The sequence below is a fragment of the Agarivorans sp. TSD2052 genome (genome assembly GCF_023238625.1).
GTDB lineage: Bacteria > Pseudomonadota > Gammaproteobacteria > Enterobacterales > Celerinatantimonadaceae > Agarivorans.
In genome coordinates this window covers 1,480,797-1,503,829 of record NZ_CP096670.1, presented here as the reverse complement: position 1 = coordinate 1,503,829, position 23,033 = coordinate 1,480,797, and the positions used below count along the sequence as shown (strand labels likewise).

The following is a 23,033-nucleotide window of genomic DNA, read 5'->3' as shown; positions in this document are numbered from 1 at the left end:
GCTAGCAGCCTTAAAGCAAACTTGATCAAAGCTCAGCATTGCAGTGTGGATGTGAAATAAAGAAAACTACGTCAATAGTAAGCCTACGGTCCTGCCTTTGTTAATAAACTTAGACGCTAACGACAGAAAGGCTTATATAAACGCAAGAAACGAGGAGTGGCGAGAATAGGTATTGAGGAGAACTTCGAGCAATGCCCTAACATACAGCCTCCTGTTACCCATTGAGGAGGCTGAAATGCATTTATTGAGCTTTCAGGCGACCCAAACGGGTACTAATAAAACCCAGCACAGCCAACACAAAGATACCAAAGGTACTTGGTTCATTAATCCGAGTAATAGTGGTGGGGTCTGAAGGGTCTCGGGCCCATACGTTTAAATGCGATATCGCTTGGGCATTTCCCCTCTGATTAGGGAAATCGTCGGTATCTAGCGTGCCTGATAATTTGTAAGGCGTGTTGAAGTCTAAGCTCGATGCAGGGTAAGCGAGGAGTTCTGCAGCAAAAATATCGATGAAGTCAAAATCATAAATAACGAAACCGTTACCCGCCTTAATTGAAATAGCCAAGTGGTCAAAGGTAGCCTCTCCCAACAGCTGTGAGACTTGATCAATAATGGTAGGGTCAGTTTCAATCACCCAATTTAGCGCGGTACATTCTCCATCATCACTCTCAACACAGGTGAAGGTCATATCTAACAAAGCATCAATATCTAAAAAGGAGCCACCGTCAACGATGGGACCGGCTTGGTTATAATCCACAGCCAACTTGTTATCACTGCCAACCTCTCCGCCGACACTGGCTAAATGAATCCAACCAGGGTCATCGGCAATGCCCACAGGGAAATTGTCTAAATTTTGTAGCTCGGAAGGCTCAATAAAAAACAAGGAATCATCAGGCCCGTATTTGGTGTTCAACAAACCATCGTCTTTTTGGCCAATGTTCACCACTGGCGCATTAGCGCTACCATCATCATTGCCATCAAACACCAAACAAGAAGAAGCGGAATAAGCAGGAGATGCTCCCCCCAATAATTCGTTAAACTGTCCTGACTCCATGATCGACGTTAACTGAACATTGTCGGTGTTACATACACCATCGGGCACAAAGGCGGTCACTGGTGTCGCCCAAGTGTTTATCGAAAACATCAAAGCCAAAGAAACACTCAACGCATTAAAAATTTTAGTACTCATAAAGCCCTCGGTTACTGCCATTAGGTTTAAGCGCCTATCTAAGTTAAACCAAATACTGTCTTATACGCTAACAAAGCATAATTTACGCCACCCTCACATAACGATTACATATCAACAAGTTGATTTTTGTATCAACGAAGTCAAGTTAACAACTTGTAAATAAAACCGACAAGTGTATAAGATTTATTACACTGATAGAATCATCTATTAATCAATAACTTATTAGTAGCTTTACGAATAGTGCCAAGGCTGAGCACTTGCTATAATTCACGCAAAATACTAACAATGGCCTCTTAATGACCAGCACCGTTTACTACCTTGAGCAGACCACCCTGCAACAACTAAAAGCTAAACCACTCCCCACTTCTATACAGGTGTGCGAAGTCATCGAAAACCAAGCACTTCGAAGCGAACAGTTTTACCGTGAAGTGGGTCAATATTGGCAGTGGACCGATAAACTAATTTGGTCAGCGTTGCAGTGGCAGCACTATACTGACGATCAAAGCTTACGTACTTTTGGCGCTTTTTTTGAAGGGCAATTTGTCGGCTATTTCGAGCTATACAAGCAGCAAGATGCAAGCGTAGAAATTGCCTACTTTGGCTTGGCTAAGCCATATTTAGGACAAGGTTTAGGAGGCAGCTTACTGACTCGGTGCATAGAAACCGCCTGGCAATGGCAAGCAAAACGAGTATGGGTACATACGTGTGATTTAGACCATCCCAGCGCGCTGGCTAACTACCAAGCGCGTGGAATGACATTATATAAAACAGCATTAGAAGATTAACGTTGCAAGTAGCTAAGGTCTAATTGCTCACCATTAACCGGTGGGCACCAATAATAAGCCGTGCTTAAAGGTCTGCTAAACTCAAACAACCCATCTTCAATGCCATCTTCGCAACCCAACATTCGCTTTAACTGTGCTTCAAAAGGGTAAAGACTGTTTGCAAAACACACAAAATTTAGGCCGCATTGCTGATCTTTTACCCAGGGTAAACTTCTACGTAACATGAAGGCTTCTGGAGTAAAACTCTCCTGAGCAGTGCGCCGCACGTGGGCAGAAGGAGGCGATTCAGCAAACTCTACATTATCACTTTTACGACGACCAATAATATTGTCTTGATGTTTGCTTGGTAGCATATTGAAGTGTTTTAGTTGATGTTGCCATTTTTGTACCGCTAGCATGGATGAACCAGCCATGCCCTTATCACCCATTAAGCTCACCACGGACTCAGCATTATCTTCAGGGTTTTCAGTGCCATCTTCATAACCTGTTAAGTCTTTGCCACCTTGATGACAAAAACCGTCTAATTGCTCATTGATACTAAATGTTGGACACAATACATCTAACCACTGCTGTACACGCAGCATCACTTGACCAGGATCGCCACCACTTAAGCGCAACCAAAGATCGTCCTGGTTGGCTGGGCTAGTGCGATTAACACCAACAATGCTGTTAGCAGACTTGAATTCAGGGATAGTTTTGCCTAATTGAGCGATTAGCGGAGCACCAAAACCCACTAAACTATCTTGGCAAGAGTATAGCGCGCTAAACGCTTGTATACATGACGCTAGCTGTTGATTATCTACCAAGCTAAAACGCAGAAAGCAGGCGTAACTGGAGACAGGCTTAAGAATTTGCGGTTGAATACACGACATAAGAAACTCTCATTCATCAATTATTACCTAGCAGTATAATTAATTTTGAGAAGTAGTTATTTGATTAAGCGTAAAATAATAGATTAACTAAAGGAGGCCGCTAACTGATTAGCGAAAAAAGAAAAAATCCCTGATGCGTTGATGCAATCAGGGATTTTAGAACATTTGACTCATGGTTTATTCTCGCTCAGTTGACTATTGCTATCTCGACTAATAAAAGTAGAGCGCTAAGTGCTAAGCTCACATGTTCAAATGTGAGGATTAACGGTGGATGTTTTTAGAATCAGTCGCCTTGTTGTAACCATCAGCTTTAGTGAAATAATAGGTTGTGTATAAAGAACCAAAGTAATCAAACATAGTGTTGCTCCTAATGAAAATAAAGTGTGACCCAAGTCACAACTTAGATATTAATGTGACATAGGTCACATTGCAAGTCTAATTTTGCTTCAAGCAGAAATTTTTCTATACCAGCTGAACCTGAGTCAACTAAGCAGGCATAAAAAAATGCCTGAAAGAGCGAGCTCGTTCAGGCACTGGGGTTAATTTGATTCATTACATTCTTCTCTGTTGTCGTTTACCTTGCCCTAAGCACCCGAAACGAACACAAGTCAATAATGCTGAACCAATGATCGGATGAAGAACCATATATTCACCTGTCAGCTTAATCTAGCGGTGAATATCTTTGCGAGTTTCGCAATAGAAGTTGTAATCATCGGCTTTAGTAACGTAATACGCTGAGTAGGTAGCAAAAAAGTAATCAAACATAATATTTCTCCTAAGTGTTTAATATTATTAGTGTCTTGGAACAATAGTGATCCAAGTCACACTTACAATTTAGTGTGATATAGATCACATTGCAAGTGACAATTTGATTACATTTAATGTTTACTCAGATCTACCAATGAAATGATTTTCAAGCCCTGCTCAGCGTGATATTTAGCTAGTAGACGTCTTCCAGCGCTATAAATCACTAGCAGCAAAATACTTCATTCAAGGACGAACAACATCATTCCTTAATTTTATGCTGCTGTATTGCCACTGTTAGCTGTTGCTGCTCGACACAATTTTCACAAAGCAACTTAAGTCGTTCAAGATTCTCTTGGGCACGGACTACTTGACCAAGATTCAAATACAACTCGCCAAGGTATTCTAAAGCCCCTAGGTGGGAAGGATCGATTGCCAGCGCTTGCTGATAGGCATAAAGCGCTTCTGGATAATGCGCTTGCTTCCTTTGGCTAAAGCCTAATAAATTCCATGCATCAGCCGATCGTCGGCCTTTTGAGCTGTCAACGTACTTGACCAACCAAGTGCTAGCTCGCTCATAGTGTTGCTGAGCTAGCATTTTTTCAACATAGGCTAAGGCACTCTCGTCAGCACTAGAGTCATAGCGGCCACTGCCTGCAGAAAAAGTAGGCAAAGACACGAGGCTTAGTAGTAATACAATTAAGACTTTCATTTTTATTCCTGATCTCATTGTTTTGTTATTACTACGCCCCATCAGCGTAATTAGTTTTTAATGAAATGATGGCTATGCTTAGACCCCTAAACCTAAAAACCCCCGCCAAGGCGAGGGTTTGTCAATTAAGCCAGTCTCTTAAAGAGAGATACCTAATTTTTCGAGGTCAGCCATAACTACTTTCGAAGGTAGTGGTACGTAACCGTCTTTAGCCACGATTTGCTGCCCTTTCTTGGACAATATCATTTTAAGGAACTCACGATCCATTGGCGCTAAAGGCTTATTAGGGTGCTTATTTACGTAAACGTATAGAAAGCGAGATAGAGGGTATTTGCCGGTAGCAGCGTTGTCTAATGTAGCCGCGATGTAGTCATTGCCTTTCTTCGCTAATGCTACAGCTTTAACACCTGACGTTTTATAACCAATACCAGAGTAACCAATCGCGTTCAACGAAGAAGACACTGATTGAACTACAGATGCCGAACCTGGCTGCTCATTGACAGTGTTCTTGAAATCACCTTTACATAGGGCTTTTTTCTTAAAGTAACCATAGGTGCCAGATACTGAGTTACGGCCAAACAACTGAATGTCTTTATTCGCCCATGACCCATCAAGCCCTACATCACTCCAGCGTTCAGCTACACCATTCTCACCACATTTTAGTGTCGATGAAAAAATCGCATCTACCTGAGCAAGGTTTAAACCTTCAATCGGGTTATCTTTATGGACAAATACTGCCAAAGCATCAATTGCTACGCGAACTGCTGTAGGCTTGTAACCAAAGCGTTTTTCGAAGGCTTCAATTTCTTTACTTTTCATTTGGCGGCTCATAGGGCCGAACTGAGAAGTTCCTTCGGTTAAAGCTGGAGGAGCCGTCGATGAACCGGCGGCTTGAATTTGCACATTTACATTTGGATATTCACGTTTAAACTCTTCGGCCCATAAAGTCATCATGTTGGCTAAAGTATCTGAACCGACTGATGAAAGGTTACCTGAAATACCTGTAGTTTTTTTGTATTCAGGAAGAGTGGCATCCAGGCCAGCTGCAAGTACGGTAGTTGTAAGCAATGAAGCAGAAATCGCTACTGCACTAACAAGTTTTTTAAATGTCATCTTTATCTCCATAAATGACGTGTGAAGTTATTTTCGTCATGTAGTATTGGTGAATTCGATGACAATTATATTTCTCTAGTGTGACAGTTGTGTGTCAGTCTCATTATTTCGTAAAAAAACGGTCTTATTCTTCAGCACGTTCAACTTCAAGCTCTAAAGCCATCGTATAAGCAATATAATATTTGTAGACGTTAGATACGTAACGTACTGTTTCTTTACCTATAATTTTTCCTGCTGCAATTTCAACATTACCAAACCAAACATTAGGATCTAAATTCATTTCTTTAGTTAAACGGCGCATTTTGTTCATTTTGCTGGGGCCTGCATTGTAAGCAGCCCAAATAAGCGCCATGCGTTCACTATCTTCAATGTCGTGCTGGTTGATATAGTGCTCTCGTAGCCACGCTAAGTACTTTATTCCTGCAGCAATGTTTTGCTCTGGGTCATCAAGATTGTTGTAGCCCATTTCTTTAGCCGTTGAAGGCAATAATTGCATAATTCCCTTCGCGCCACGGTGGCTCACTTTACTGTTGTCTAAGCCCGACTCTTGATAGCCCTGCGCCACAATAGCTAAATAATCAAATTCATATTCACTAGCATACTTTTTAAATAGAGGGGCGTAACGATTAAAACGATTACGGTCTTCAGAGTTGGCGAGGCGATTGATCCAAGCCGTATGGTCAAAGTAGCGATTTAGGAGCGTATTCCCTAATAAACTCCCCTGCTTCACCTGCTTATTGACGAACTCCTGTAAATTTTTCTGCAATTGAGGGTTTGTTTTACGTACCGCCCAGCCTAGGCTTTGCCCTTCGCTGGTGGTTAAGTGGTTATCAACTCGAATGTCCTTGAACACTTTTTCCCACAAATGCGCCTTGTAGTCATCTATTACTGTGTACTTCATCACCCCTGCATTCACCATCTCAAGAATATCCTCAGAGAGTAAATTACCATCGGCTTCAACCACCTTAATGGGCTTTACGCCTTGGCGTTTCAATGTGAGGTTCAATCGATCAAGATGCTCAACGTAACTACTGCCATCCATCACATATACTTTTTGACCTGATAGCTCTGCCCATTGTTCTGGTTTAGCGGTGTCTTTATGACTCACCAGCACCTCACTAATACCTTCAGCATTGCCTAAGGCAAACCGCAGTTGCTTTTTACGCTCTGGAGTGGCGGTCAAAAAGGCTGCCACTATATCGCCTCGGCCTGCTTCTAAGGCAGGTATCAGCTGATCAAAATGAACTGGCACTATTTTAACTTTGGTTTTTTCTACATCTCGGCGAATGCCTTTATTCAAAAATTCTTCATATAAGCGCAATAACTCAATTTGAATACCGAGGGGGCGCCCGTCGGCTAGGTGGAAGTCAGATTTTCCGTACGTCACTAAAGCGCGAACGATCTTACGCTGCTTGATATCAGCTAAATCGCCAGTAAACGACTGCTGAATATAATAAGGGAAATGCAGCAAGTCTGAATCTTGCTCTGTGTCAGCGGCGCTAGACTTAGCTTCTGTAGCGTGACTTAGGCCAAGGCTAAGCGACAGTATGCTAGTCAGCAATATTAGGTATCTAGACAGGCGGTAGGGAAGAGTTAATCGCAAAAGAATACCATTTAAAATCAAACTTATAGTTCAGTATAAGCTTAATTTTTCAAAAAATGGTAGTTAAGCAAAAAGCTGTGAAGCTAGGCAAGCTTCACGCGGCTTATGACTCGTTAGTAAACAACTTTCGTGGTAACACAAAGCTAAAGGTACTGCCTTTATCCAAAGTGCTTTTAATCTTCAATTGACTATCGTGATGTTGCAATGCATGTTTAACGATAGACAAACCTAGGCCAGCCCCACCAGTATCACGAGAACGCGCTCTGTCTACTCGATAAAAACGCTCTGTAAGTCGCTGTAAGTGCTTTGGCGCGATGCCTGGACCAGAGTCTTTTACTTTGAATAAGGCTCCTTGAGGGATCAAGGATAAGCTTACGGTTATTTCTCCGGGCTCTGTACAATACTTAATGGCATTGCCTAATAAATTGCCGCAAGCACTGCGCAATTGCTCGCGTTCGCCTTGAATGGTAACCCCCGCTTCAATGTTAAAGCTGAAGGTTAATTGTTTATCTTTGGCCAGCCCTGCTACGTCTGCCTCTAAATTGCTTACCATAGCCGAAAAATCTATCGACTCTTGGCTATCCTCAACTGAAGCCGACTCAATTTTTGCCAGTGTAAGCAGTTGGTTAACTAAATTTTCCATTCGGCTGCTTTGATCAAGCATGGTGTTGCGAGCTTTGCCCCAGATCATCGGATCCACTTGGTCTTGATCCAGCATTTCTAAATAGCCACGCAACACGGTTAACGGTGTGCGTAATTCGTGGCTAACGTTAGACACAAAGCGCTTACGCATTCTTTCCAATTTGCGCAGTTGACTCACATCTCTAACCACCAACAAGAGTTGCTGCTGACTATACGGCATTGCCCTAAACTCCAGCCAAACATCGGCTTGAACAGGGCTCATTATTTCTAGCGGCTGGTCAAAGTCTCCTTTGCGTAAGTAACTGACAAACTTGGGGGTTCGAACTAAATTGGTCAAATACTGGCCTGCATCAGCTGGCCACTTTAAGCCCAAAATGCTCTGCGCCAACTGGTTACACCAAAGTATCGCGCCGTCTTGGTTGGTCACAACAATAGCATCAGGCAACGCTTCAGCGCCCAGACGAAAGTATTTCATCAATTGGGCAAGTTCTCGTTCGCGGCCTAAGCGCCGCTTTAGCATATTGTAAATACCGTGAAATACCGGTTCCCAACTGCCAGAACCGTGAGGAGGAGAAAGTTTTCGCTGGTTATACAACCAATTAAGTAGTTTGTGCTGCTGGCTATACATCCAAATGATATGGCTAACCGCCGCTAACAAGCACATTTCTAATAAGTAGCCCGTTAAGGCACCTAAAACGAACAAGGGCGAGTACACTAATGCCACTCGCCATACTACCCGTTGCCAAGAAAAAGGCACAAACATCCGTATTTACTTCGCTCTAGTTGAAAAACGGTAGCCAGAACCACGTACTGTTTGAATGAGTCGATCATATCCTTGATGGCCGATGGCCTTGCGTAAACGACGAATATGAACATCAACAGTACGATCTTCTACATACACGTTAGTACCCCATACGTTATTTAGTAGCTGCTCTCGGCTATAAACACGCTCAGGGTGAGTCATAAAGAAGTGTAACAGCTTAAACTCTGTCGGCCCCATATCCAAGGGTTCATTTTCAACACTAACACGATGAGATACCGGATCTAAACGCAAGCCCTGAACCTCGATGGTTTCTTCTAATGAGGTTGGCGAAATTCGACGTATCACCGCTTTAACGCGGGCCATCAATTCCTTAGGAGAAAACGGCTTGGTTAAGTAATCATCCGCTCCTGCTTCTAGGCCTTGAACTTTATCTTCTTCTTCACCTTTAGCGGTAAGCATAATCACCGGTATTTGGCGGGTAAGGTCGTGGCGACGCATATGCTTAATAATCGAAATACCACTACCACCGGGTAACATCCAGTCTAATAAGGCTAATTCTGGGTAGGGTTCAGTGAGTTTTTCAATAGCTTGATCATAGTCAGCGGCTTCAATAGGTTCATAGCCATGCTGCTCTAATACAAAGCACAACATCTCACGAATGGGCGCTTCATCTTCTACTACAAGGATCTTCCTAGGCATTCCGTTTATCTCAATCTAAGAAACTGTGGCAATTATGCGACGTATTAATGACAGATTTATGACAAGGCAGAGTGTAAATCAAACACTTAGCTAAATATAGCCAGCAAATTACCACATTACGACAAAGCACCATAGTGGTGCGCATTTTAAAGAACCCGCTCATTTGCACCAATAAGGCTCAACATTAATCGAAGTTAGCACTAACAAAACTTTATTTATAATTTTAAAACTAAGCGTAAGGCACTAATAAATAATAACTTTACATCTATAGCAAGTATCACCTTAGCAATTGTGGCATTGCTCGTGCTTCTCCAAATATAAACTCGTCAAAGAGTATTAAGGAATCTCATGCAACATATAGCCAAGCAACTTTCGCCAGCCGAATTGCATATTACATCCAGTAACTTGCTGGTGTTTACTGATTTAGACGGGACCTTGCTCGACCACGACTCTTATAGCCTAGAGGCTGCCTTACCAAGCTTAAACCAACTCAAATTGCTGGATATCCCGGTTATCTTCAATACCAGCAAAACCTTTATGGAAGTGTTAGAGATACAGAAAAAACTGTCAATGGAACAGCCATTTGCGGTTGAAAATGGCTCAGCTATTTGTATCCCACTCAATAGCCCATTGCTCATAGAAGGTATGGATTCGCTTTCTGTTGGCAAACGACATTGGAAGATAAAAATATTTGGCCCCAGCTACCCTGATATATGCCAATACCTAAGTGTACTTCGCCAAAAGCATCATTTTCGCTTTCAAGGCTTCAATGACATGAACGTAGAGGAAGTGCAACTCCACACAGGTTTAGCAAAATACGATGCCCAATTAGCAAAACAACGGATGGCCTCCGAGCCAGTAGTTTGGAACGATAGCCAAGAAAATCTAAGCATTTTTATTAAAAAACTTGAGGACCATAACCTCGAGGTTGTTCAAGGAGGGCGTTTTCTTCATATCAAAGCGCGCTTTGACAAAGCAGATGCAATGATGTGGCTAAACCAAGTTTATCAAAGCAACTTTCAACATGACTTCATTAATCTGGCTTTAGGTGATAGTGACAATGATAGAACAATGCTTGAAAAAGCTGATGTCTCGGTGGTGATCCCACGTAAGCATTCTGCTGCGCTATTTATCGACCACCCACATTGCACTTTAGCACCTCACTCTGGCCCGCACGGCTGGAACCAAGTAGTTCAACAAGTTTTACAATCTTTTCTAAACGGAGCATAACCATGGCTGACTTTTATCAAAACGGCATTGTTACCACCTTACATAACCTTACAGACCGTCCACTAGAAGAATTAGAGCAAGAGCTCATTGCTTTCTCTAAAGTTAGACCTATGAGTTTAGTGCTCCCCTCCTTATTCTCTGAACTAGAACGTCCCGCTTTGGCGAAAATTGTAAAAGAACTGGCCAAGGTTCCTTATCTTAACGAAATCATTATTGGCCTTGATGCGGCCACCAAAGAGCAGTTTGATTATGCTAAAGAGTACTTTGCTGATTTACCGCAGCACGTGCGAATTTTGTGGAATGACGGTCCACGCTTAAGAGCGCTAGACGCGCAACTTGCCGAGCATAATCTAGCCCCAAAAGAAGCGGGTAAAGGCCGTAATGTTTGGTATTGCTTTGGTTACGCGTTAGCCTCTGGTAAAAGTAAAGCCATTGGCCTGCACGACTGCGACATTATTACTTACGACCGCAGTATGTTAGCGCGCCTAATGTACCCAGTGGCCAACCCCTTGTTTAACTATGAATTCTGTAAAGGATTTTATGCCCGCCATGCCGATGGGAAACTCAATGGCAGAGTGGCCCGTTTATTGGTCACGCCCTTGTTAAAAGCCTTGAAAAAGATCGAAGGCTACGATGACTACTTAGAGTATTTAGACAGCTTTCGCTATTCACTCGCGGGTGAATTTTCAATGCAATCAGATGTATTGAATGACTTAAGGATCCCATCAGATTGGGGTCTTGAAATTGGCGTACTATCAGAAATTTACCGAAATCACTCTACCAACCGAATATGTCAGGTAGACATTGCTGATGTATATGACCACAAACACCAAGATTTAAGCTTAGATAACTTGGATGCTGGTTTAGCCAAGATGGCCACCGATATTAGTAAGGCTATTATTAGAAAACTGGCGACACAAGGCCATACCTTCAGCCCCGGTAAACTGCGCTCATTAAAAGCCACCTACTACCGCATAGCATTAGATTTTATTGAAAACTACCACAGTGATGCCTTAATCAACGGCCTCACCTTAGACCGACACGCCGAAGAAGATGCTGTAGAACTTTTTGCCAAAGCCGTTATGTCAGCTGGGGATACTTTCTTAGAGAACCCTTCAGCGACACCGTTTATTCCAAGTTGGAACCGCGTACAAAGTGCCGCTCCTGATTTCTTAGAGCGTTTGTACGAAGCTGTAGAAGCGGATAATTGCTAGACTTTTCTGAATAATCCTTTCGCTCGGCAGCCAGCCTGCCGAGCACTTTTTTGTTGCTAACAAACACCAGCCGTTCGTGAAAAGTCAATTTTAGATCAACTCACTCATTCATACTTCATACCAATAACATAACGACTCAGGATATTAGGGGTGATTGGTATTGAGTAAACATCAAATAAGCAACGACAGAGCATTAATTGTCAGTACACTTACCAAGCTAAGCCCAGGCGTAATGGTAGACATTCAGCTATCTGCTGGTGACAAGCTACGTCTAAAAGCCAAATTGGTGGGCTATGAGGAAGGTGGATATTTTGCATTTTCACTACCAAAGCAGGTATATCATCAGTATCAAGACCGCTTATTTGAAGGTAAAAGCTGTGTGGTAAGAATGATCATTGAAGGTGAGTCTGGATTATGTGTTGCCTTTAAATCACAAATAATCACCTTAAATAAAAAACCACAAATTATGCTGTTTACTCAATACCCTGAGCAAATTGAATTCATTCGTTTACGTAAAAAAAACCGAATAAACACCCATTTACCGGTATTGCTAACGGAACAACAAGCGCCTAGCGACACTGCATCCATCGATCCAAGTGATCGTTTGGAAGGGGTGGTACTCGATTTATCTGAAGATGGGTGTCGGGTTGAATTAGCAGCCCCGCAAGGCCAACACAAATCATCATTGGTATTTGTACAACTACTCCTTCGTTTTCCGCTTAACCCCGACAAACCAATATTGTTAAACGGACAAGTTAAAAGCCAACAACGCTGCGCCAATAATAAGGTACGTGTCGGCATTCAATTTGAATCTAACAAATACCTTGAAACGGTATTTAATAAACTCAATTTATTTAGTCATCCAAGCTTTGCTTAAACAGCCAATAAGCTTTATTTCGGCGCTAACCACAACACTTGATAAGGTTTCAATTTGTAATCTGCTAAGCTGACGTTCTCTTCGCTCAGCAAGTCGTCACATTGTTCCAAAAAAGCCTTTGGTAGCTGAGCTAAGTGCTCCAATTGTTGAGGGTATTTAGTCAGGTTGAATACCGCTAATACCGAGTGAAATTTATCAATATCACTGTCTCTTGGCGCATCGCCTCGCTGCATCACAAATACCGCATCGCCGCAATCGTAAACCCGCTGAGCTGACTCAGGGTGAAAGGCCGTGATGGTTTTACGTAATGCTAACAAGGCACGATAGCGCTGAAAGACTTGTGCTTGCGGGCTATGCTCTTGAGCCAATAGCGTTTCAAATTCCTCTCTTTGCCAACGGTGGCGATTGATAGAACGCGTGCGACCGGTTTGTTCTACTAAAGACTGATCGTTAGCGGTAGCCGTTAAGCTGTGAATATAAATGCCAGGGATGCCTTGCAAGCTCAGTAACAGCTTTTGACTACACAAAAAGCGCTCTACTTGCCACTGATCTGATCCAGTTCGGGTACCTTGCAGCGCATCAAATAAAGAGATATTGAGCTCATAGGGGTTTTGGGTACCGTCACCGTTAGACTTCATGCTAACAAACCCACCAAAGTTATGAACTGATTCGCCTAAATCGGCAATTTCGTGCTTAGGAATAATCTGCTCTACTGCTCTCACCCCGATGCCGTCATGAGAGGCGACAAAATTGAAGTAGTTACACCCTTTTGGCAACGCGACTAAATCACGAGCCCAAGCGGTTAAGTAGTGGCCATTACCTCGGTTTAAGGCGTGCAGCAACAGCGGTGGCAAGGCAAACTGGTAGACTAAGTGGGCTTCATCACCATCGCCAAAGTAACTAATGTTTTCCTGATGGGGCACGTTAGTTTCAGTAATCAACACTAAATTCGGATCCAACTGCTCCATGACCCAGCGTAGCAGTTTCACTACTGCATGCGTTTGAGGTAAGTGAATACAATTGCTGCCCAGAACTTTCCAAACAAACGCTACCGCGTCTAAACGCACAAAGCGCGCGCCTTGTTGCAGATAGAAGATAAAAATGTCGACAAAAGCCAATAGCACTTTGGGATTAGAAAAATCGAGGTCTATTTGATCATCACTAAAGGTCGCCCATACATGTTTTATCCCTTCTCGTGTATAAACATCGACGATCAGAGGGCTGGTTCGAGGTCGTGTCACTGCGCTGTAATCAAGCTTAGGATCTGACTCTATAAAGTAGTCTTTACCTTCACCTGAACCGTTTACAAAATCGTTAAACCATAAACTTTGTCTCGAGCAATGATTCATGACCAAATCAAACATTAACTCAAAATCTTGGTTCAGCTGCTCAATGTCTTTCCAGTCGCCCAAGTTGTAATTGACTTGGTTATAGTCAATTACCGAGAAACCGTCATCAGAACTAAACGGGAAAAAAGGCAGTATATGAACCGAGCTAATCAATCCGGTTAAATACTCCCGCAAAAACTGATGCAAACTTTGTAAGGGTGGTAAACCACCACTTAATACGCTATCCCCATAGGTAATGAGAATAACGTCTTTTTCAGACCACGCTTGGTAACGAGGAAAACCAGCTTGGGCGGCTTCAACTTTTGAGAATATCTGCTTACTCAGTGGTTCAATTAACGAGGGTTCAAAAATTTGTTTTAACAGGTGTTCGAGTTGCTGCATACACGGCCCTTAACAATCAGCTAATACTGTTAGGCAAAAAGATTCCAAGTAACGTGCCAACCCTCAGGTAAACGACCTATTTTAAAAAATACACGCTAAGCAATTGTAAAATATACATTTAAATACTTAGTAGAAACAGCGGTTGTTTTATTGCTTATTTATTGAGTCATTTTTCAAATCGTTATGTTCATTTTTGATGCATTGGTATAGTTCAAGCCCCGGCGGCGCACCAACACGGTGCAAAAATATCAACAGCACTATCGACAAACAATCGAGACAATAACAATTAAACCAACAAATACAATTACTTAACATGCTTCACGTTGAGTACTGGCACTGCTCTTGCTGTACTAAATATAGTATTAATATCAAATCAACCTCACAGCAAAGAGCTGTACCAAGGAGTTTGTATGACCATGATTAAAAAATGTCTATTTCCTGTAGCGGGTTACGGTACGCGGTTTTTACCTGCCACTAAATCGATGCCGAAAGAGATGTTACCGATTGTAAATAAGCCTCTGGTTCAATATGGGGTTGAAGAAGCGGTTGCTGCCGACATGAGCGATATGGCCTTTATTACCGGTCGCGGAAAACGCGCTATTGCTGATCACTTCGACATTAGCTATGAACTCGAAAATGAAATAGCCGGCACCAGCAAAGAGGAGTATCTAAAAGAAATTCGCCACCTAGTCGATAATGTAAATTGTACTTACACTCGACAGAAAAAAATGATGGGACTAGGCCACGCAGTTCTGTGTGGTGAAACACTCATTGGCCAAGAACCCTTTGGCGTTGTGTTAGCTGACGACTTATGTTTTGGTGATGATGGCGGCGTACTGGCACAAATGGCAAAACTTTATGAACAGTTTCGCTGTTCAATCATTGCGGTGATGGAAGTCCCTAGAGAAGAAGCCCACAAATATGGCGTGATAGAAGGCGAAGCCTTACGTGACGATCTATTTCGAGTGACGTCGATGGTTGAAAAACCGCCGCTAGGAGAGGAGCCTTCTAACTTAGCAGTGATTGGCCGCTATATTCTGACCCCAGATATTTTCAGCTTATTACGTGATACCCCTCCGGGCAAAAATGGCGAAATACAATTAACCGATGCCTTACTGACCCAAGCTCAAAACGGTTGTGTCATGGCCTATAAATTTAAAGGTAAACGTTTTGATTGCGGCAGTGTAGAAGGATTTGTTGACGCCACCAATTACTGTTTTGAAAACTTATACGGCAAATAGCGCTTACATCGATACGCCAGTGATAAGTATTACTGGTGTATCAATTGCTTACTGGGGTAAGGATCGAAGCCCATATGTACCAAAGGATACCCGGTGTAACGCTCTGGGCGCTTCCAAAGGACTTCGAAGCGATGACGCAAGTAGAAACTAAATGCCTCTGAATTATCGGCAAACAAATGTAATTCTAAGCGAGATCGTAAACTTTTTGCCAACTCTAATAATTGCGAACCAATGCCCCTTCTTTGCCAGTTAGGCGCTACAAATAGCGCGATCAGTTTATGGTCGACTAAGGCTAGAAAGCCGCAAATTTGTTTTGATACTTCAGCTACCCATACTTCAGATTTAAACTGATATAAGCGCTGTAAAGCCTCTTGTCGCTCCCACCAATATTTTCCAGGCAAAAAATCATGAGCTCGTAAGCTAGCCGATAACCATATTTCACTAATATCGTCATAATCCGTGTTTTTTGCTTGTCGCAAAGTTAAACCTTGGGCAGTAGTGAAAGAGTTCAATGTGTTTTTCATCAAGAAATGATCAATGTTTGCTGATTATGGTAGCCATCTATTAAACATGGTGTGAAACAGATCGAATTTCCTAGGCTGATAGAAGATGTAGATCGCAGTTTACAATGAAAGGCTGTTTCATCAGCACCAAAGTGACCCGCGCCAAATAAACTAAGAAATATTAAAACTAACTGAGAAAGCAAAACTAAATGCCGATATAATGCTTCAACATTATAAGAGAAAACTCAATATTAAGGATGATAATGAGCTTAACTAACATCTTAAAACTCTTCAGTTTAACTATCACTCTCATGGCCACAATGACAAGCAATGCGCAAGTTTATAAGTGGGTAGATGAAAATGGAACCACTCACTTTAGCTCGCAGCGCCCCGCACATGATAAATATCAGGATATAGACATCAGTGTGTCTCCCAAGCGACAAGCGAGTAAAGAAGTACAAGAGTTTGCCGAAAGTCTCCAGCAAGCTGTACTCACCGACCACGGTGATGCACAACAACTTGACTGCTCCGCCGCAGTGGTAAATAGCAAAGACCAATTAAGCTCGATGCAAGCGGTCAGCCTTAAGAACCTACAAGATGGCTACTTAAGCCAAGCTGATTATGACCAGGCCAAGGTTGCAATCAGCGGGGCAAAGAATCAAATTTCGACCCAAGAATGCTTAAGCGCCACTGGCCCCGTGAAAAAATTCTACCTATGTATGAGCAACCAAATGAATCATGTGATGCGATGCGGAAAAAAATACGATTATGGCGCATAAGCACTGCGATGAACTATAAACGCTAAGTTCACATCGATGTAAAAAAAGCGTAAATCAGCACTGACAAGCCAAGTAGTTTTGTTAGAATAGCGCCCCTAATTTATTAATGAGTTATTCCGTTATGTGGTTTAAAAATTTAATGTTGTTTCGAATTACCAAAGAATTGGAACTCGAACCAGAAAAGCTAGACGCCACCTTAGAAGAGCTAAGCTTTACCCCTTGCGGAAGCCAAGACCTAAGCAAATTTGGTTGGGTAACGCCAATGGGCAAATTTGGTCAAAGCATGATCCATGTTGTGGGCAATGAGTATTTAGTATGCGCTAAGAAAGAAGAGAAGATGCTACCCGCATCAGTAATTCGCGATACCTTAGCCGATAAAATTGAGCTAATCGAGCAAGAGCAACAACGCCCGCTTAAAAAAGCCGAGAAAGATGCGTTAAAAGAAGAAATTGTCATGACGCTATTACCGCGTGCCTTTTCTCGTACCAGCTTAACCTACGCATGGATAAGCCCAGACAATAACTTAATCGCGGTTGATGCTGGCAGCGCCAAAAAAGCTGAAGAAGTTATTTCTCTATTACGTAAATCTTTAGGCAGCTTACCGGTTACGCCCATTAACTTAGCCAACCAAGCCGATGTAACCATGACCGACTGGATCAATGAAAAAGCTATTCCAGCCAACTTTGAACTGGGCGAAGAAGCTGAGCTACGCAGTGCCCTAGAGGGTGGCGGTATTATTCGTTGTAAAGAACAAGACTTGTTCAGCGACGAAATTAAAGTGCACTTAGATGCCGATAAGTTTGTAACCAAACTAGAACTAACCTGGGCAGAATCGGTTCGCTTTGTGATAAGCGAAGATATGAGTATAAAAGGAGTTAAGTTCACCGATACCATTACCGAGCAAAACGAAGATATCGAAAAAAGCGATGTGGCCGCGCGTTTTGACGCCGACTTCGCACTCGCCAGTGGCGAGCTGAGTAAAATGGTGCCTGATCTTATCGCCGCTTTAGGTGGCGAAATAACCAGCTAAACACCCCCATAAAACTTACCTATTTCACCAGCCATTAACATAGTTTCAAGTACTTAGTTACTGGCTGGCGGATTTTTAATCAAAAGCATTGCAAGCCCTCTTCTCTACGCGTAAAATGCGCGCCCTTATTGTGCTGTACGCAGCCCTTCTCAATGATTCGACTCAGACCCGGAGCTTTGATGTTTAAACCAGAATTACTGTCGCCTGCTGGCAGCCTTAAAAACATGCGTTACGCTTTTGCCTACGGGGCAGATGCGGTTTATGCTGGCCAACCTCGCTATTCCTTACGTGTAAGAAATAACGAATTTAATGCTGAAAACTTGCAGCTAGCGATTAACGAAGCACACGCACAAAACAAAAAGCTGTACATGGTCAGTAACATTGCCCCGCATAACGCCAAGTTGAAAACTTACCTGCGAGACATTGAGCCCATCATTGCGATGAAACCTGATGCACTTATTATGTCTGACCCAGGCATGATAATGATGGTGCGTGAAGCGTTCCCTGATCAAACTATTCATCTTTCGGTTCAAGCCAATGCCATTAACTGGGCTACCGTTAAGTTCTGGCATCAACAAGGTGTAGAACGGGTGATTTTGTCGCGCGAATTATCGCTAGATGAGATCGAAGAAATCCGTATGCAAGTGCCTGAAATGGAACTTGAAGTATTTGTACATGGCGCATTGTGTATGGCCTACTCTGGCCGATGTTTGCTGTCTGGTTACATCAATAAACGTGACCCAAACCAAGGTACTTGCACCAACTCGTGCCGTTGGAAGTACAACGCCCACGAAGCCAAAGAAAACGAAGTCGGCGACATTATTGCGGCACAACCGCAAATTGTAGAACCCACCTTAGGCGCAGGAGCCCCTAGCGACCAAGTATTCTTGTTGCAAGAGCAAGGTCGACCTAATGAGTATATGCCAGCCTTTGAAGACGAGCATGGTACCTACATTATGAATTCGAAGGATTTACGTGCTATTCAACACGTAGAGCGTTTGACTAAAATGGGTGTGCATTCGCTTAAAATTGAAGGCCGTACTAAGTCATTTTATTACTGCGCCCGTACTGCACAAGTTTATCGCCAAGCGATTAACGATGCAGTAGCGGGTAAGCCTTTCGACCCAAGCCTAATGGGTACCCTAGAAAACCTAGCGCACCGTGGCTACACCGAAGGTTTCTTACGTCGCCATACGCATGATGAATACCAAAACTACGACTACGGCTATTCAATTAGCGACACCCAACAGTTTGTGGGTGAAGTAGCAGGCCGCAATGCGGCGGGCCTTGCCGAAGTGACGGTTAAAAACAAATTTTTGTTAGGCGACACCTTAGAGTTAATGACTCCACAAGGTAACCTCAACTTCAAATTGGAGCACCTTGAAAACAAAAAGGGTGAGCTGATTGATGACGCTAAAGGCAGTGGTCATACGGTATTCTTACCCGTACCCGAACATGTAGATTTAGAGCATGCACTCATCATGCGCAATCTACAAACAGGACAAAACACCCGAAACCCACACCAAGAGACTGAAACTAAAGTGTAAATAAGCATTGCCTGTCTAGGCTAATCAGTTTGTTTACCCATTAGCACTTACCCGCCGATAACTCATTGCTATCGGCTTTTTAGTGCCTATAACCCCCTTAACTAAGGTGCATCTCTGACTAAACGCACATAGTTATAATAACGTTCTCCTCCTTCGCCCAAGGCGCCACCTTGATATTTAGTATCAAATCGCACACCACCCGCACCGTGGAAGTCATTTCCCTCGCCGTCGCTTGCCGTTCCAAATGCCACATACCATGCGTAATAATATTCTTGGCTATCACTACCAAAATAGGCGCTAGTACTAGACCAAAAATAACCATAATCCTTGTCATACACGGTCTCGTCATCTCTCAATTCTGTAATATCAAAAAAATCGGTATCAATAGCAGGCCCTAGGTCTACCTCATTTTGCGTACTAGGAGAGTGAGTGTAATCAACAATGCTGTGCAACTCTTTAATATTAGGCACCCGCCAATCAGTGTAACTTGCCAGCGTTGAGTCTGTTGCATAGGCCAGCGCTTCCTGCCAGTTCATACCATAGCCGCTGTCTTGTTGTGCCCACATTAAGCCTGTTGCTCTGTCAGTAATGGTGCCATCATCATTGTTGACAAACTGATTCACGCCGTAACGATCTCCGCGCACAGCGCGTACATAGTTACCCATTTGGCCAGAGACATCAGCGGCATAAGCTTTTATGTGACCAGAACCGTGGTTTACCCCAAAGGCGGCTGAGTCAGGTCCTGCTATGGTGCTCCCAACATAGACCTCCGTCCAATATTGCTCATCCTTGCTGACGACACTGCCCGCTAAACCAAAATAGCTTGTATCCAAATAAGGCCAACCTATTGAAAAGTCGCTTAATGAAAACAGTTCTTTAGTGCTAGGAACCCGCCAATCACTATAGCCAGCTAACGCTAAGTCATTACAATAATCCACCGCATCTTGATAACTCAACCCCCGATTGTCGGGGATTTGTTGCCACATTAGGCCGGTGATATTGTCGCTTACGGTGCCATCGTTGTTATCGGTGAAACTAAAAGGATTTCCTGAATATTGAGCATCTTGACCAAAATAGTCCTCTCCAGCAACGGGGCAATTAATGACAGCGCCATCATTGCCTAAGCAATTTACCTGCCCTGTGTCGGCCAAATTGAAATCCAAAACATCGTTGGCTTCTTCACTGCTATCGATAATGCCTTCGATGCCATTACACCCACAAAGGACGATCCCTAAACTGACTATACTTAAACGTTGAGGTAGGTGTGTTCGCTGCATTGTGGCTCCATCCTAAAGCTTATCCCGCGTTATTTATCCCTCGATTATTGACAGTGAATATGCAAAAGAGATGGAGAAAAAAGGGAAATTGGCAGTAATTGCCTTGGCGCAGAAGTCCGCCACTAATAGGTGGTCAACACGTTCGCCGACGCTTCTCTATTCACGTAAGTCAGTCTTCATCTTTTCTGCACAATTGGCGAACAAAATGCTTGTTATACTGAAGTGAAGTGACAACGTTCTCACTGACTAAGGCTTGAGCAAACGCAGCCTTCCGATCCGCCAAACTATGATACTCTGAACATGGCTCAGATTAAGCGTTTACCCAACGCTACGGTATTAACCATAAACGTCTCTAAAGTATGACCTTAACTCAAAAACTAAGTACCGCTTTTATCGGTATCACCTTATTTATCCTTGCGGCAACTTTGCTACTCGCGCGTTGGAGCTTTGAGCGCGGTTTTTTAGACTACGTCAATGCGCTTGAGCAGCAACGACTTCAGAGCCTTTCAGCAGAACTGTCTGATGAATACCAAAAAGCTAACAATAATTGGCAGGCGATCCCTAGTAGAACCATTGATCACCTCATTGAAAGGTCAATTGAGGGAGCATCGAGAGAACTTGGTCAGCCTTCGGGCCATAGGCGCCCGCCACCCCCTCGATCCCCTGACTTCAACCAAGCGCCTCCGCCTCCTAGGATGGCGGTGCCTACCTCTCTTTATGATGAAACAGGAACGCTCATCGCAGGGCCAATGCTCAGCGACATTGCAGAGCTTACAGTGGTTGATATTTATGTTGAAAACAGCAAGGTTGGTGAACTTCACAGTGCACCAAAACGAAAGTTCTATTCGCTTCAAGAAACTGCGTTTTCTCAACACCAAGCCCGCACCAGTATCATTATTGGCTTAATTTGTTTGGCTATTTCGGTGTTTGTTTCAGCCATACTTGCCCGCAAGTTACTGGCCCCAGTGAAACGACTATTGGCAGGTATATCTGAGCTATCAAAAGGTAATTACTCAAACCCCATAGGCGAACGGCGCAACGACGAATTAGGCGCGCTGATCCGCGATTTAGACAGACTAGGCCTACAACTAGAACATAACCGCAGCGCTCGCCGTCGCTCACTGGCCGATATATCTCATGAATTACGCACTCCGGTTACCGTATTAACCGGAGAAATAGAAGCGATTAAAGACGGTATTCGCCCCTTATGCATGGCTCAGTTACACTCAATAGACAATGAAGTGTCTCGATTAAGACGACTCATTGAAGACCTATACTTACTGTCACTATCTGACATTGGTGGTCTACATTATCATTTTGAAACACTCAATCTCGCCGAGTATGTAGGCCAAGTGGCACAGCAGTCCGCGAGGCGAGCAAACGAGCAAGGCCTTTCACTAAATATGACGTGTGATGCCCAACCACTCATCAACGGTGACCCAGTACGCATACAACAACTACTGACCAACATTGTGGATAATGCTCTCGCCTATACTGACTCCCCTGGCGTTATTAACATTGCGCTAAAGCAAGGCCCGCATGAGGTTTTGCTTTCGGTTAAAGATTCAGCGCCCGGTTTGGGTGATGCTCCGCCAGAGCAACTCTTTGAGCCGCTATATCGTCAAGATTCTTCACGTAGCAGACGGACCGCCGGAGCAGGTTTAGGCCTAACTATTTGCAAAAACATTGTTGAGGCCCATCAGGGTAGTATTACCGCTGCACCTGCCGAACTTGGCGGTATTGCCATTGAAATCCGTTTCCCCTCCCTTTAAATGAGGTACCAATGAATAACAGCACAATTCTTATCGTTGAGGATGAAGAGAAAATTGCCCAGTTGTTAGCCGACTATCTACGCAATGATGGTTTTCAAGTGAGCATCCTTCACGAAGGCACTCATGCAGTGAGCGCGATTAAAGCGTCTAAGCCGGCCTTTGTCATCTTGGATTTGATGCTGCCAGGTATGGACGGTTTAACCATTTGCAAACAGGTTAGACAGTTTAGCGACGTGCCAATTATGATGATTACTGCCCGAGTCGACGAAATTAGTCGTTTGCTGGGTTTAGAGCTAGGTGCTGATGATTATGTGTGTAAGCCATTTTTACCTAGAGAAGTGGTCGCCAGAGTTCACACTATTTTAAGGCGGGTGCGTTCGATATCGATGGAAGATAGTCATTCATCTATCCAGTATCGCAATATCAAATTAAAGCCTGATGAATTTAAGTGTTTGGTCAATGACAAAGACCTTGAACTGACCCCCGTTGAGTTCAAACTATTACAAACCTTGCTAGAGCACCCCGGTCGCGTATATTCGCGTGAACAGCTGATGCAGCAGTGTTATTCCGACAACCGAATTGTGAGTGAACAAACCATTAACAGCCACATTAAAAACTTGCGCAAAAAAATAACTGAGGCAGCCAATGGTGAAGAAGTCATTCACTCTATCTATGGTATTGGCTATAAAGTTGAATAAAACAAAAATTCGC

Annotated in this window: 20 protein-coding genes; 10 read left to right on the top strand and 10 right to left on the bottom strand. The window is 43.3% G+C overall.

All coding sequences use genetic code 11. The features are described 5' to 3' along the window. Positions 1-241: 241 nt before the first annotated feature. Positions 242-1,189: a hypothetical protein gene (locus M0C34_RS06835; protein WP_248714886.1), complete on the bottom strand. Its 948-nt coding sequence runs from the start codon at positions 1,187-1,189 to the stop codon at positions 242-244. 296 nt (positions 1,190-1,485) lie between these two features. Between M0C34_RS06835 and M0C34_RS06830 the strand changes: the two genes are divergently transcribed. Beyond that, the gene (locus tag M0C34_RS06830; RefSeq protein WP_248714885.1) at positions 1,486-1,974 is read left to right on the top strand and encodes a GNAT family N-acetyltransferase; all 489 of its coding nucleotides are present in this window, start codon (positions 1,486-1,488) and stop codon (positions 1,972-1,974) included. Here M0C34_RS06830 and M0C34_RS06825 read toward each other — a convergent pair. From M0C34_RS06825 to phoB, 6 genes are all read right to left on the bottom strand, one after another. Beyond that, positions 1,971-2,846: a Dyp-type peroxidase gene (locus M0C34_RS06825; RefSeq protein ID WP_248714884.1), complete on the bottom strand. Its 876-nt coding sequence runs from the start codon at positions 2,844-2,846 to the stop codon at positions 1,971-1,973. The two genes, M0C34_RS06830 and M0C34_RS06825, sit on opposite strands and share 4 nt — an antisense overlap. Positions 2,847-3,852: 1,006 nt before the next feature. Further along, positions 3,853-4,302 (bottom strand): tetratricopeptide repeat protein, encoded by a 450-nt coding sequence (locus M0C34_RS06820; RefSeq protein WP_248714883.1) that lies wholly within the window; start codon positions 4,300-4,302, stop codon positions 3,853-3,855. A 138-nt stretch (positions 4,303-4,440) separates the two neighbouring features. Beyond that, positions 4,441-5,415, bottom strand: coding sequence for a PstS family phosphate ABC transporter substrate-binding protein (locus tag M0C34_RS06815; RefSeq protein ID WP_248714882.1), 975 nt, complete (start codon positions 5,413-5,415; stop codon positions 4,441-4,443). 124 nt (positions 5,416-5,539) lie between these two features. Beyond that, positions 5,540-7,018 (bottom strand): MltF family protein, encoded by a 1,479-nt coding sequence (locus tag M0C34_RS06810; RefSeq protein ID WP_248714881.1) that lies wholly within the window; start codon positions 7,016-7,018, stop codon positions 5,540-5,542. A 103-nt stretch (positions 7,019-7,121) separates the two neighbouring features. Beyond that, positions 7,122-8,423, bottom strand: a complete 1,302-nt coding sequence (phoR, locus tag M0C34_RS06805) for a phosphate regulon sensor histidine kinase PhoR (RefSeq protein WP_248714880.1) — start codon at positions 8,421-8,423, stop codon at positions 7,122-7,124. Positions 8,424-8,429: 6 nt separating this feature from the next. Then, positions 8,430-9,122 (bottom strand): phosphate regulon transcriptional regulator PhoB, encoded by a 693-nt coding sequence (gene phoB / locus M0C34_RS06800; RefSeq protein ID WP_248714879.1) that lies wholly within the window; start codon positions 9,120-9,122, stop codon positions 8,430-8,432. 348 nt (positions 9,123-9,470) lie between these two features. On the opposite strand from phoB, the gene M0C34_RS06795 reads away from it, so the two are divergent. The 3 genes from M0C34_RS06795 (at position 9,471) to M0C34_RS06785 (ending at position 12,443) form a co-directional block, all read left to right on the top strand. Then, positions 9,471-10,352, top strand: a complete 882-nt coding sequence (locus M0C34_RS06795; protein WP_248714878.1) for an HAD-IIB family hydrolase — start codon at positions 9,471-9,473, stop codon at positions 10,350-10,352. 2 nt (positions 10,353-10,354) lie between these two features. Next, positions 10,355-11,566: a glycosyltransferase family protein gene (locus M0C34_RS06790; protein ID WP_248714877.1), complete on the top strand. Its 1,212-nt coding sequence runs from the start codon at positions 10,355-10,357 to the stop codon at positions 11,564-11,566. 160 nt (positions 11,567-11,726) lie between these two features. Further along, positions 11,727-12,443: a flagellar brake domain-containing protein gene (locus tag M0C34_RS06785; RefSeq protein ID WP_248714876.1), complete on the top strand. Its 717-nt coding sequence runs from the start codon at positions 11,727-11,729 to the stop codon at positions 12,441-12,443. Between the two features lie 14 nt (positions 12,444-12,457). Here the strand turns inward: M0C34_RS06785 and M0C34_RS06780 are convergent, their stop codons facing one another. Then, positions 12,458-14,173 carry a sugar phosphorylase gene (locus M0C34_RS06780; RefSeq protein ID WP_248714875.1) on the bottom strand — a complete coding sequence of 572 codons (1,716 nt, stop codon included), beginning with the start codon at positions 14,171-14,173 and terminating at the stop codon, positions 12,458-12,460. A gap of 416 nt (positions 14,174-14,589) precedes the next feature. On the opposite strand from M0C34_RS06780, the gene galU reads away from it, so the two are divergent. Then, positions 14,590-15,414, top strand: coding sequence for a UTP--glucose-1-phosphate uridylyltransferase GalU (gene galU, locus M0C34_RS06775; RefSeq protein ID WP_248715607.1), 825 nt, complete (start codon positions 14,590-14,592; stop codon positions 15,412-15,414). Positions 15,415-15,443: 29 nt separating this feature from the next. Here the strand turns inward: galU and M0C34_RS06770 are convergent, their stop codons facing one another. Then, on the bottom strand, positions 15,444-15,893 hold the full coding sequence (locus M0C34_RS06770) for a GNAT family N-acetyltransferase (RefSeq protein ID WP_248714874.1): 450 nt from the start codon (positions 15,891-15,893) through the stop codon (positions 15,444-15,446). 287 nt (positions 15,894-16,180) lie between these two features. Between M0C34_RS06770 and M0C34_RS06765 the strand changes: the two genes are divergently transcribed. The 3 genes from M0C34_RS06765 to trhP all read left to right on the top strand — a co-directional run bounded on the left by M0C34_RS06765 (position 16,181) and on the right by trhP (position 19,273). Then, positions 16,181-16,696 (top strand): DUF4124 domain-containing protein, encoded by a 516-nt coding sequence (locus M0C34_RS06765; protein ID WP_248714873.1) that lies wholly within the window; start codon positions 16,181-16,183, stop codon positions 16,694-16,696. Between the two features lie 121 nt (positions 16,697-16,817). Then, a complete protein-coding gene (gene rdgC / locus M0C34_RS06760) occupies positions 16,818-17,726 on the top strand; it encodes a recombination-associated protein RdgC (protein ID WP_248714872.1) in 909 nt (302 codons plus the stop codon). Positions 17,727-17,905: 179 nt separating this feature from the next. After that, positions 17,906-19,273 carry a prephenate-dependent tRNA uridine(34) hydroxylase TrhP gene (trhP, locus tag M0C34_RS06755; protein WP_248714871.1) on the top strand — a complete coding sequence of 456 codons (1,368 nt, stop codon included), beginning with the start codon at positions 17,906-17,908 and terminating at the stop codon, positions 19,271-19,273. A gap of 101 nt (positions 19,274-19,374) precedes the next feature. On the opposite strand, the gene M0C34_RS06750 is transcribed toward trhP, so the two are convergent. After that, positions 19,375-20,550, bottom strand: a complete 1,176-nt coding sequence (locus M0C34_RS06750; RefSeq protein WP_248714870.1) for an Lcl C-terminal domain-containing protein — start codon at positions 20,548-20,550, stop codon at positions 19,375-19,377. 359 nt (positions 20,551-20,909) lie between these two features. Here M0C34_RS06750 and M0C34_RS06745 point away from each other — a divergent pair, with 359 nt between their 5' ends. Together M0C34_RS06745 and M0C34_RS06740 are read left to right on the top strand one after the other, a co-directional pair. Beyond that, entirely contained in the window at positions 20,910-22,322 is a 1,413-nt protein-coding gene (locus M0C34_RS06745) for an ATP-binding protein (RefSeq protein WP_248714869.1), read from the top strand. A gap of 11 nt (positions 22,323-22,333) precedes the next feature. Then, complete coding sequence (locus M0C34_RS06740; RefSeq protein ID WP_248714868.1) at positions 22,334-23,020, top strand: response regulator; 687 nt, start codon at positions 22,334-22,336, stop codon at positions 23,018-23,020. Positions 23,021-23,033 lie beyond the last annotated feature (13 nt).